Source organism: Paenibacillus lignilyticus (genome assembly GCF_017942085.1).
Lineage (GTDB): Bacteria > Bacillota > Bacilli > Paenibacillales > Paenibacillaceae > Paenibacillus_Z > Paenibacillus_Z lignilyticus.
On the sequence record NZ_JAGKSP010000011.1, the window covers coordinates 138,721 to 151,104 of the forward strand.

A 12,384-nucleotide genomic window follows, 5' to 3' on the forward strand; every position below is an offset into this window, starting at 1 on the left:
TCGTCATTAGTCCTGCCGCCCATTTTTTCGATAGGCCGTAGGAGAACACCGTTCAACCTTCTGAAAGCTTTGCAGAAACGTGCTGTAACTATCGAATCCCGAGCGATAAGCAATCTCCGTAACCGAATGTCGAGACAGCAGCAGCAATCGCTTCGCATGATGAATTCTATTTAAGAGCAGATATTCCCTTGGTGTGCATTGGAAATATCGCTTAAATGAACGATTAAAGTGAAAATAACTGAGCCCGCTCCGGTCCGAAACCTCCTTGATGTCCCGGATGCTGTCAAGCGCTTCGTCCATATATCGCTTTGCATGCTGAAGCGCAGCAGGATATTCGTCTCCCGATACGTCTCCATCTCTCCCTCTTCTATAGGCAAGAGCCTGAAGCAGCAACCCATAAAGCAGCTTCGATATTTCATAATCTTGTTCCAAGGCCGGTTCCGGCTCCTGCATAAACGCGATAATGGCATCCATACTCGGCAGCAACGAATGCTTCGGGCAGGGAGAGGTCAAGATAATGGTCCGATCCGTGAAATACAAATGCCACAGCTCGACGAGCGGCATGCCGTCAAATACAACATATTTGATTACGAATGGATCATCCGGATGCGCCTTATAGCCGTGCGGATATCGCAAATCCTGAATAACGCTGTCTCCTTCATGAATCTCGATCCAATCCTTGCCTTTCAAGTACCAGCCTTTGCCCGAAACCACATGGATAACTTCGCATGCCGGATAGAAGTCGCGAACGAGTTTATAATTGCTCTTGGCACCGTAAACGCCGGAGAGCATGGCATATAATAAACGGGATCTTGTGAATTCGCCGGGCGAAGCGATCCATTCCACATTGGGATGGACCGCGTGCAGCCCGCTGCTTTCAAGAGGTGTTTCTTCAACAAACGATGCGGCCATACCTGACTTATTCACAGTCATCCCTCCGGCTCATAAAGGTAGAAGATTACCAGCGCAAAGGGACGCCACATCATTTAGTGGCGTCCCTCCTATCATCACTGCGTGTAACGCTGTTCTATCAATTAAAGACTTTGAACGCATCAAGTACGACATAGTAATCGGAGGATGCCGCGTTTTTCGTACCGGTTACGACCAGCTTAATCGTATGCGCCCCGCTGCTTAAGCCTGATTTCTCGTACAGCACCGTCTGCTGCGGACCTGTTCCCGAGGTATAGAGATCCACCGTCGAATCGAGCGCGCCATCAATGTAGATCCCGACCTTGCCCAAGTTGTGCTGCTTGTAGCCAATCACTTGGATTTTGTTTCCCGTGAATGTAAACTGCGCATAATCATTGGTCGTTTTCGAGTATTTCTCGGTATCCGCGTAATCCCCGGTCCAGTTATCGAGCGTCCAGCTGCCGCTGTACGTAATAGCGGAATCGCGATCATCCGTCGTCACGACCGTCTCGGAAATAACAGCGACTCTATCCGCTGTCACGACATAGCCGGATGAACCGGCATTCTTCGTTCCTTTCACGCGCACTTTCAACGTATGCGTTCCGCTAGTCAGCACCGAGCTGGTCCAGAGCAGCGTGTTATCGGTCCTTGAAGCTGCGTAGAAGTCGACATCAACTTCGGCTCCTCCGTCGATGGATACGGCTGCGATACCGTGATGGGCATCTCTGCTGCCATAGAGTTTAATTTGCTTGCCATTGAAATCGACTTGATAGTAGCTGTTTGTCGTCTGCGAATAATGATCGTCGCCATTATAAGTGCCCGCTCCTGTCGACGTATTCCATGTGCCGACATACTCGAATTGATTCAACCCGGTACCTGTTGTGGCATCGTTGACGATAACTTCGCTGCCCGCGGATGCCGTGCTCACATTCAATGTGCTGCTGGCTGCAGAGACATTGCCTGCACCATCCTTCGCCTTCACGGTGAAGGCGTATGCCGTGCCGGCCGTTAAACCTGTTACGCTGAAGGATGTATTTGTCGTCGATCCCGCCAAGGTCGAACCTCGATAGACATCATAGCCGGTGACGCCGACGTTGTCGGTTGAGGCACTCCAGGCCAGATTAATGGACGTTTGCGTCTGCGATGGAGACGTTAAGCTAGCCGGCGCCGTCGGTGCTTGGGTATCCGTATCGATGACGACACGATCTGCGGTCACGACGTAACCGGCGGAGCTTGCGTTCTTCGTGCCCTTCACCCTTACCTTCAACGTATGAGCGCCTGCCGCTAATGTCGGACTGGTCCAGATCAACGTGTTGTCAGCGCGGGTCCCCGCATAGAAATCGGAGTCGACCTCCGTTCCTCCATCGATGGAAACCGCCGCAATGCCATGATGAGCGTCTTTCGTTCCGTAGAGCTTAATGCCTGTGCCATTGAAATCCACCTGATAGTAGCTGTTTGTCGTCAGCGAATAATGGTCGCCGCCGTTGTATTTCACGCTGCTGCCGGAGGTTGCCGTCCACGTTCCGACATATTCGAATTGGTTCAAGCCCGTACCTGTGACAGAGTCGTCAACCGTACCCGGTCCACCTCCGCCAACACCGCCGGAACCGGGTACAATGTTTACCTCATCGAGTGTCAGCACGCGGGAATTGCTATAGAGCGCTTGGGTTTGCGCAGTTGTATTGCCGTTCGTTAAGAATTCGCCCCAGGTCATGAACCAGCGGTATTTCGTCTGCGACGTGGCAAGCGTAGAAGGACTTGGATGTTCGCCGCACTCACCGATCGAAATGATTTTTCCTTGCGATAGCGTCTGCAGATCGTCATGATAGCTCTGCTGATAATCGTTGTTATACACGTCAACGGCGAGCACATCGACTTTATCGATGCCAGGGAAGTAGGTCGAATACGGAGCACCCCAAGGAGTGTTCGGCGTATTGGCATTCCACACCCAGATCAAATTATTAAGGCCGTGATAGTTCGTGAAACGATCATACATAATGTCCCACAGCTTATAATAATTGGGCTGCTGCCCCCACCAGAACCAGCCGCCGTTCATTTCATGGAATGGCCTCCACAGAACCGGCACGCCCGCATCCCTTAGCTGTTCCAGGTAGCTTGCGACAAGATCGATGTTGGCGATCAACTGATTGTACGCCGTGGTTCCCGGTGTAACGATTTGATTAAACTCGGTTTCACTGGTACCTGCCTGCACGCATTCCGCCCAGCAGTAGCCCGTTCCCGGCTTATTCGCGTGATACATCATCGTTACGATTCCGCCGTTCTCGTACCAGTCTATCGCACTGTCGACGACGGCTTGTCGCTGATCGTCCAATTGGGCTTCCGTCTGGCCCGAAATGGCCCCCATCTCATAGCCGTGAACGGCAGGATATTTGCCCGTTATGGCATAAACCTGATTCGTCCAATAATCCGGACTCTCGAGAAAATTATGCTGACCGGATAATATATTTGTATCTTCAATACTGTATAAGTAGGCGAGCAGGTCTCTCGCCGCTTGCGATGCATTCGCATTGATAGGCGCGGAGGCGGCAGAAGCCTTATCGGTACCGGCCGCATACATAACAGGAAGCGCAAGTGCGGTAATCATGAATACGTGCAGCGTCTTCTTCAACCATCGTGAAACACTAGGAATCATCATTTTCCCCCCAATGAATGTTTTTGCCAACCAGCGTTGCCAATCATCCCATCGTATCGTGTACACTCAAGCTGCCAATCATCGCATACGTTCATCCATGGATCATGATTCACCCCCAAGGTCTTCCGTTAATCCCAATGATAGGTTCAGAACACCTCGCAAACAATGTGACTGCTCAACGAATTCTAGCACTTTGAACCGATTCCGACCGATCAGCCCGCCCTCACGACGGAAGTCTCTCCTTCTTGATCATAAAAACATGGAATTTCAATCTGTATCGACGTTCCCTCGCCGAACACGCTTTGAATTTGCACCCCGTACGCGCTGCCGCATTGCAGCTTGATTCGATCGTCCACGTTGCGAATACCGTATCCGCCTGACAATTCCCGATTGAGCACGTGATCGATCGTTTCCTTGGACATTCCGACGCCATCATCGGAAATCGTGAATACAATTCGATCATTGTCCTTATAAGCGTGAATATGGATATGGATGTGATCGCCGTTCCAAGCGTGCTGCAGCGCATTTTCCACGAAAGGCTGCAGAATCATCTTTACGGTGCTGTATGGCAGGACGTCAGGATCGATTTCGGTGGTCACATCGAGACCATCCGCGAATTTGATTTTCTGAATATCGATATACGTTTGAATCTGCTGGATTTCCCGATCGACGGAAATAATCGTTTTCCCTTCGTTAAGAGACAACCGATAGAACTTGGCAAGTCCCATGACCATTTGATGCAGACGCTCGATTTCCCCGAACCGGGCAAGCCTGCTGATCGAGGACAACGTATTGTACAGGAAGTGCGGATTAATTTGCTCCTGCAGCAGTGTAAGCTCCGCTTCCTTCTTCTTCAAATTCGATAAGTATACCTCTCGGATCAGCTCGTCGATGTTCTTGCCCATGTCATTGAAGGCTTCGGCAATTTGGGCAAATTCGTCGTTTCCTTTATACGAGATACGCTTGCGGAAATCCCCGCCTCGAAAGGCATTTAAGGAAGCAATGATTTTGGTGATGCGGATCGTGAAAATGCGCGATACCATGACGCTCACTGCCGTTAAAACGAGGAAGCTTGCCAAGCAGACGAGCACCGTTATTTGGCGAACGGAATCCGCGGTTGCAGCAAGCAGCTGCGTCGGGATATAGGCGACGATTCGCCAGTTTAGTCCGCTATCCAGCGGTTCATCTATCCGGAGATAATCCGATTTCCCGCTGTCTGCCCCCTGCTCAAGCAGTGCTGTATTCTTGTCCCCAGAGGAAAAGAGCGGTCGATTCTGCCCATCGTAAACTACCAATGTCGCATAATCGCCGATTTTCATATAATCGATGGCATCGAATATTTCACTCAGCTTCGCGGTAATGCGAATAAAGCCAATCTGATTGATTTTGGCATAATCGTTTAAATTCCGAAGCAGCGAGATATTCCCGTACTGTTGATCCTCCGCGACTTGCAGCCATTTCACCTCTTGATTGGCCCCGTAAATCGTCGGAACTTTCCAAGGTTCATACCATGCTTCGCTATCAAGCCGATCAAGCCGATAAAGGTTGTACCGCTTACCCAGCGCAAGCGGATCCTCATCTTCCGCCGTAAAATAATACTCCGGTATCGCCCTGTTCTTGATATACACCTGCATGTTAATATGCAGCGTCGATAAGTCAATCGCGTTCTGAAAGGTAGGCTTCAGATGCTTAGTCAACGTCTCATAGCTGCTCCAAGCGTCCTCTTCGATGCTCAAGTTGCCCTGCAGCTGCTGATCCATATAAAGCTGGTCAGACACGCGTCCAACATCCTTGATTCGATACATGACGTTATCTTTCATTTGAAGCAGCGTTCCTTGAATATTCTGACGGGATTGCCTCTTGGCCGATTCAACCGAGGAATGATAGGAGAATGCGCCAATGATCATAACAGGCGTCATGATCAGAATAATGTAGGATACCATTAGCTTGAACCGGAACGACAGCTTATTCCCCATATGACCCTCCCTCTATTGAAACGACATCAGCATTGCTTGCGGAAATCCCCGGGCGTCATGCCCGACCATTCTTTAAACTGCCGACTGAAGTATGCAATGTTCTGATAGCCCGCCATATGCGCGACCTCGTATATTTTCAGCTTCGGATCCTGCAGATGGTTCCTAGCAGCGCTCATTCTAGCTCCAATTAAATAGTTGCTGAAGGTTTCTCCCGTCTCTTCCTTGAATAATAAGCCCAGATGATTCGGTGAGAAGGAGAAGCGGTCCGCTACCTCCCTCAGCGTCACATCCGTACCCAAACGCTGCTCGATGTACATCCGTACCTCTTCGATCAATTTTCGGTTCTTCTTCTGCCCCTTCAGATGAAGCTTCTCTGACACTTCGAACAATTTACGCCGGAACCATGACACAATATCGTCGATCGTCTCGTACCGGTGCAGAATGTCCAAACTTTGATAATCCAGTCCGATCATTTGATAGAGGTCTTCATTCATGCCCAGCAAATAATGCTCCAGCTTCGATATTAAATGAAGCAGGAAGTTGTACACGGTGCTCTTCTGCTCCAGCTTAGAGGCGAACGCAAACAAATCCAGCAAACAATCGTCGACCTTTACAAGGTCATAGTCGGTTGCCGCCTTGAATAGCTCCGATAAGATATGATCCAAATTACGGCTGTCCGCAATGGGTTGATCCTCAAGTTCTTCATAGGTAATGACCTTTCCTTTTCCGCTGAACAGCTTGGCATGCAGAGCCTTGCGCGCTTGCAGGTAGGAGATCGGAATCTCTTCCGGAAGCATGACAACGCTTCCAATACCGATCGTAATAGAAGCCTGAAACTGCTGCTTCACCTGCTGAATCAACCTGCTCAATTTCATTGCACAATCATCGCCGCTTACTACTATACCCATTCGATGGGCCTCCACCTTACACGGATAACCAATGGCATCATCCGCGCATGCTTTGGTAATAAAGGCTTGAAGCTCTCCTACCAAACCATGGTGCGGCTCGCTTTGGCTTGTAACCAGCTTCCAGGACACGTCGTCGACTTCAAGTAATGCTGCTGCGTACGAGGTATCTAGGCTGCTCATGCCAAGCCGTTCCAATTTCATGAAGAGCCCTTCTCGATCACCTGCTCCCGTCCCTTCCAGCCATTGACGAATGAACTCGTTGCGCAAATACGGGATCGACTGGGTGTAGGATTCAATCCACGACTCCTTCTCCCGTTCCTCGTCCAGCTGGCGCCCTACCGCGCTCATTACCTGATTGAATTCCTCGTCATCCACCGGTTTCAGCACATAATTGCTGGCACCCATTTCAAGCGCTGTTTTGGCATAGTGAAAATCTTCAAAGCCGCTTACAAAAACGATCTTTAGCGCGGGATGCAAATCAAGCGCGGCGCGTGCGAGTTCCAGCCCCGTCATCCGCGGCATGCGCACATCCGTGACCAATATATCGACCTTCTGCCGGTTAAGAAAATCAAGGGCTGCGAAGCCGCTGTTTACAGCTGCAATGACCTGCATGTTCATTCTTTCCCAGGGGACAAGCCGCCTTAGTCCTTCCAGATCGAGTCGTTCATCATCGGCCAGCAATACGGTGTACACAGCAATTCTCCCTTCCATCTCAAATTTGGCAAAAAAAGAGAGTATACCTAATTTCAAGTATACTCTCCTTCTTACACCCGGCAAGATACAATTATTGACCCACGATGGTCTGATTGTTGTGCCAAGCATTTTCTTTAAATTTCAGCACGCTGTCGAATCCGACTTTGAGTGCGTCTTTCTCCGCCTGCGCCAACACTTCATCGACCTCCGCGTCGTTCTTTGCAAAGATCGCTTTAGCCAGCGCTTCCTTGGCAATTTCGCCTACGCTTTGCGCCGCAATCCCCTCCGCAGTATCCGGCAAAGGATCCAGATTGACGAATTGGGTCGCGTTCATCGATGTTTTCCAGAACACATTGGTTTGCTGAACCGTCGACCAGTTCCGTTTATCTTCAGGCAGCGTCATCTCGATCTTCACTTTGGCGCCATCGATGAAGGTGGTGTTGCCGACGAAGTTATACGATTGCAAACCGATCTTATCTTTCTCCTCCGGAGGCATCGATGTCCACTTGTCGTTCGGAATCGGAATGCCGTCTCCGTCAACCGAATCCCACAGCACGCCTTGCGGCCCGAACCACACGACCTGCTGTCCTTCCGGCCCTGTCATCCAATCCAGGAATCGGAAGATCGCCTCCGGATCTTTCGCATTCTTCGTAATGACGTTTACGTTCCAGCCCAGAGAATTCCAGTTATTCGGCGTGATTTTGTTTTTATCCAGACCGGCTTTATGAATCGGCCAGATGGCCATATAGCCGTCTTCCGGATCTTTCTTCTTCAATTCTTCGTCCGGTGAGCGCCCGAGGTTCGCTGCGTCGCCTGCCGCGATGACGGCAACGCGTCCGTTGACCAACTTCTCTGAAAGCTGATCTCCTGTTTGTGTAAGCGCATCTTGCGAGATAAGCTTCTCTCTGAAAAGCATGCTCGTGTATTTCAGCGCTTCGGCATAAGCCGGATCGCCCCAAATCGGTTTAAGCGCATCGCCGTCGGTATATACGGAATGGTCGACCAGCATCGGCGGGTTATTCTCTTTAAAGCCGGTATATATCATGCGATGTCCCCAGCCTGATGTATCAATTTCCAGCGGGATGACATTCGGGTATTTCTCTTTGACAAGCTTCAGGTAAGCATGTAAATCATCGAAGGTTTCCAGTGCGGGCGAACCGAGTTCCTTGTAAATCTTCTTCTCGATCAGCCAGCCGGAGTTCCCGTTCGGCGTAGACGTATAGTAGTTAGGAAGCTGATAGAGCTTGCCGTCCGATGACCGGAGCAGATTGAGCGTCGCATCCCCGACATATTGCTTAAAGTTCGGATATTTGTCTAAATACTCATCGAGCGGCACGAGAGCTCCCGCGGCACGAAGCCGTTCCACGCCAGGTCCGCGATCCATCAAGATGAGATCCGGCAGCTCGTTGGACGCGATCATCGTATTAAGCTTAGCCTGCGACGCGCCTCCTGTAGCTACTTCCTTAACCGTTACGCCTTTGTTGTCCATGATCCATTTCGAGATGGCATTGTCACCCCATGCATCAAGTCCCCACCAGTCATAATTTCCGAAGTAAGTAAAGGTCAGCGGCTCCTCCTTGGCAGGTTTCACATCATCGCCGTTGCCTTCCGCCTTGCTTGTCGTATTGCCGGTTGTCGACTTCACATTATTCGAGCTGTTGTTGCCGCTGCTGCATGCAGAAAGCAACAGTGCCGAGCTGAGCATGCTTACAAGAATTACCGAGAGCATTCTTCTGGCCTTCAAGTGGATTCCCCCTGATAACGATTAATGTAAATCATGTATGTGCAAGCTCTTCTCAAGCTTATCACCAATCCTGCGATTCGATTAGCCCTTCAGCGAGCCGACCAGCACGCCTTTGACAAAATATTTCTGTACGAACGGATACACCATAATAATCGGCAGCGTAGCTACCATCATCGTTGCCGACGAGAGCGATTTTGTCGTGACCGTTTTTAACCGGTCCATAGCGTCCAGCGCAGAAGCGTTTCCGCCTGCAGCTTGAGCCAGCTGTTCCGATACGATGTTGGAATTCAGAATTTGATTGAGCAGCGTTTGTATCGGAACCAGATCCGGATTATTAATGAAGATCGTCGCCGTGAACCAGTCATTCCAATGGCCTACGGCCGTAAACAGCGACAATGTGGCAACGACAGGACCGGACAAGGGAAGAAAGATGCGGAAAAAGATGCTAAAGTGATTCGCTCCGTCGATTTTGGCCGACTCCTCCAGCCCGTCCGGCAGCTCCATGAAGAAGGTCCGGAAAATAATCATATTCCAAACGCTGATTAGACCCGGAATAATCATGACCCAGAAGGAGTTCATCATGCCCAAGGCGCGGCAAAGCAGAAAGAATGGGATTAATCCGCCGCTGAAATACATCGTGATAATACAGAAGACCATGTAAAATTTCTTACCCGCTACTCCCCTTCGAGACATCGCATAGGCAAAGATCGCCGTGCAGAAAATCGCCATTATTGTGCCGATGACTGTGCGCAGAACAGATACCGAGAAAGCTTGCAGCAGACGCTCATCCTTGAATACGATTTGATAGTTAACCAGCGTAAAATCACGCGGCCAAAAGGTGATGCCGCCCAGCGTAGTATCGGTCCCGGAATTCAGGGAGATGACCAGACTGTTCCAGAACGGATACAAGGTAACGAATGCAAGAATGACGAGAAAGCTATAAATCAACAGATGCATGACGCGGTCTCCACCGCTTAAATGCATAACTGGCACCCCTTTCCTTCTTATTCCATGCTGCCGATCTCCCGCGGTTTACCACAAACTGGAACCGAGGCGGCGTGCAACACGGTTTGCCAGTACGAGCATCCCGACGCTAATAACCGCTTTGAATAACCCGGCTGCCGTCGCATAAGAGTACCGATTGCTCAAGATCCCGATGCGATACACATAGGTATCAATGACATCGGAAACATCTCTTAGAATGGGATTGTTGCCGAGCAGCAGCAGATCATCGAAGCCCGCATTCAATATCCCGCCTACCGCCAGGATCAGAAAGATGATTACGACCGGCATAATGCAAGGAAGCGTAATGAGAATCATCATCCTAAAGCGGCTGGCCCCGTCAATGGAGGCCGATTCGTACAGATGCGGGTCAACCCCTGCAATCGCCGCAAGGTAAACAATCGTCGCGAATCCGATATCCTTCCAGATTCCCGTCGTGACCACAATTGTCCAGAAGTATTCCGGCATGGACAAGAAATTGATCGGCTCCTCTATCAGATGAAGCTTCTGCAGCAGAATGTTGATGCTCCCGTTATCCGTGGAAAGCATGGACATCGCAAATCCGGCCACGATAACCCAAGAGAGGAAGTGAGGCAAGTAACTTACGGTTTGTACAATTCGCTTAAACACCATGCTTCTGACCTCATTGAGAAGCAGTGCCAGAATGATCGGAGCCGGAAATCCGAAGAACAGCTTAAGCAGGCTGATCATAATCGTGTTGCGCATGATTTGCCAAAATTCAGGCGCCTCAACAAACATCTTAAAGTGCTTAAACCCTACCCAAGGACTTGCCCAGAAGCCTTCAAACATGTTGTAGTCCTGAAACGCCATCAGAACGCCGTACATCGGTATGTAACTAAATACAAAGATGAACGCGATGGAAGGGATGATCATAAGCTGCAAGTCCCATTGGTTTCTTAACGTCTCGATCAGCTTCGGCTTTGCTTTCCGCTGTTTTGAAGGTGCCGTCGTCGCACTGATGGATTGCTGCGCTTCCAACTTGTTACCCCCTCCTGATTTGTTACATTTAGTATAAAAGTAACGAGAAACCTTTCCTATGAGAGTAAGCAATGAAAACTTGCACATATCAATGAACAGTCTTGCGGCAATTGTGCAAACAAAAAAACAATCCACTCCGCCTCCAGGCGTAAGGATTGTTGATGATCTAACCAATACGATTTCTTATGGCCCCGCAGTTTGCTGCCGACCATCTTGCATGTCCCTTAGCCGCCAAATAAAATCAGAGCCGCGTTCACGCAGCATGCCATACGTTATGATCGCCCCCTTAGGGATGTCTACCCCGGCGATCACGTTCTGAGCGAGCGCATAAGGCAGACCGTCCTCCGGAGTAGAGCCTACTGCCGCAACCAGATGAGCGCGGACCCTATCGCCGCCCATTCCATCCAGCGCTTCCCCTGCCTTGATATGTCGCTTGGCCACAGCCACGACGTCGCTCGTCGCCTTAAGCTGCGGGCTTCCCGTTGCTTCACCGAGCAGAACGGCTTTCGCAATCGATATCGGCGTCTCCATACCTACAAAATGATGAGCGCGATATATGATCCCTTGGGAACCATCCGATGACATCGGTATCCCCTTATCTCGCAGCTGGCGTTGTACGAAAGGATCAGAACTGCCGGTGACGACAAAGACGCCGCCGTTCAGATGATCATGGCTGACATCGCCGTTCTCGCGAAAATCAACAACATCGACGACCCCATGGCGGTGAAGAACGCCCCCTTCTTTCCGCAAGCGGAACACCTCCGGGATTTGCGAGAGTTGCACCTGCGGCTTGTGCATACCGGGAATGTCCGGCACGTATCCCGTCATGTTAGCGATACACGCCATCTCGATCTGGTATTTGGAGCCGTCCCAATACGCAATATCGGTGTCGCGCATCGCATCTCGATCATTTAATCTGCGTTCGATTTCCTCCTGTGAATGAACAGTCATCCATTTGCCTAGCACGGGCACGTCAAACCCTAAGGTCCGCGCCCAGTCGTACAACCCCTTGGCCAGACTTGGTTGATCTCCGTCGGCAAGTGTGTAAACGACGCCTTCCTGTTCGGCAACGCTGCGAAGTGCAGCGCCAATGCCAACGTCTGCCTCGATATTGACCATCACCACATGCTTCTTGTGCCGAAGAGCCTCATAGGCGAACTGCGCACCGAATACGGGCAAGCCCGTTGCATCCACAATAACATCAAGATCACAGGACAGCATATCGTATGGATTCATCGCGATGACGGGCTTGCCTGCCTCAATGCCCGCTTGAATATCTGGCCTAGAATCCGCTGTCTTGATCTCGTTTCTGTCGAATCCGGCTGCCATATACATGTCAGCTGCGTAGGACGGATTAACGTCATAGACGACCGAAATCCGCATCCCCTTCATTCGCGCAGCCTGAATGACGAGTCCGGTGCTGAATCTGCCGGCGCCGGCAACGCCTACACGAATCGGTCTTACTCGGCTTGTCAGCAGCCGGAGCAAAAGATTATCCAT

General features: G+C 50.6%; 8 protein-coding genes. All 8 read right to left on the reverse strand.

The genetic code is table 11. The features are described from left to right. Positions 1–6: 6 nt before the first annotated feature. The gene (locus tag I8J30_RS22945; RefSeq protein WP_210662104.1) at positions 7–927 is read right to left on the reverse strand and encodes a helix-turn-helix domain-containing protein; all 921 of its coding nucleotides are present in this window, start codon (positions 925–927) and stop codon (positions 7–9) included. A 103-nt stretch (positions 928–1,030) separates the two neighbouring features. Further along, positions 1,031–3,565, reverse strand: a complete 2,535-nt coding sequence (locus tag I8J30_RS33260) for a glycosyl hydrolase (RefSeq protein ID WP_240548299.1) — start codon at positions 3,563–3,565, stop codon at positions 1,031–1,033. Between the two features lie 209 nt (positions 3,566–3,774). Further along, positions 3,775–5,538, reverse strand: a complete 1,764-nt coding sequence (locus tag I8J30_RS22955; RefSeq protein ID WP_210662106.1) for a sensor histidine kinase — start codon at positions 5,536–5,538, stop codon at positions 3,775–3,777. Positions 5,539–5,564: 26 nt separating this feature from the next. Further along, positions 5,565–7,196, reverse strand: coding sequence for a response regulator (locus I8J30_RS22960; RefSeq protein ID WP_210662107.1), 1,632 nt, complete (start codon positions 7,194–7,196; stop codon positions 5,565–5,567). A gap of 34 nt (positions 7,197–7,230) precedes the next feature. Further along, on the reverse strand, positions 7,231–8,883 hold the full coding sequence (locus I8J30_RS22965; protein WP_338044924.1) for an extracellular solute-binding protein: 1,653 nt from the start codon (positions 8,881–8,883) through the stop codon (positions 7,231–7,233). Positions 8,884–8,964: 81 nt separating this feature from the next. After that, positions 8,965–9,867: a carbohydrate ABC transporter permease gene (locus I8J30_RS22970; protein ID WP_210662208.1), complete on the reverse strand. Its 903-nt coding sequence runs from the start codon at positions 9,865–9,867 to the stop codon at positions 8,965–8,967. A 48-nt stretch (positions 9,868–9,915) separates the two neighbouring features. Continuing rightward, on the reverse strand, positions 9,916–10,779 hold the full coding sequence (locus I8J30_RS22975; RefSeq protein WP_210662209.1) for an ABC transporter permease: 864 nt from the start codon (positions 10,777–10,779) through the stop codon (positions 9,916–9,918). Positions 10,780–11,067: 288 nt separating this feature from the next. After that, on the reverse strand, positions 11,068–12,384 hold the full coding sequence (locus tag I8J30_RS22980) for an NAD(P)H-dependent oxidoreductase (RefSeq protein ID WP_210662109.1): 1,317 nt from the start codon (positions 12,382–12,384) through the stop codon (positions 11,068–11,070).

Bases quoted from the DNA above. Each gene is read 5' to 3' on its own strand.
- I8J30_RS33260 (WP_240548299.1), bottom strand. From the start codon at position 3,565: ATGATGATTCCTAGTGTTTCACGATGGTTGAAGAAGACGCTGCACGTA.
- I8J30_RS22955 (WP_210662106.1), bottom strand. From the start codon at position 5,538: ATGGGGAATAAGCTGTCGTTCCGGTTCAAGCTAATGGTATCCTACATT.
- I8J30_RS22970 (WP_210662208.1), bottom strand. From the start codon at position 9,867: ATGCATTTAAGCGGTGGAGACCGCGTCATGCATCTGTTGATTTATAGC.
- I8J30_RS22975 (WP_210662209.1), bottom strand. From the start codon at position 10,779: ATGATCATCCCTTCCATCGCGTTCATCTTTGTATTTAGTTACATACCG.
- I8J30_RS22980 (WP_210662109.1), bottom strand. From the start codon at position 12,384: ATGGATAATCTTTTGCTCCGGCTGCTGACAAGCCGAGTAAGACCGATT.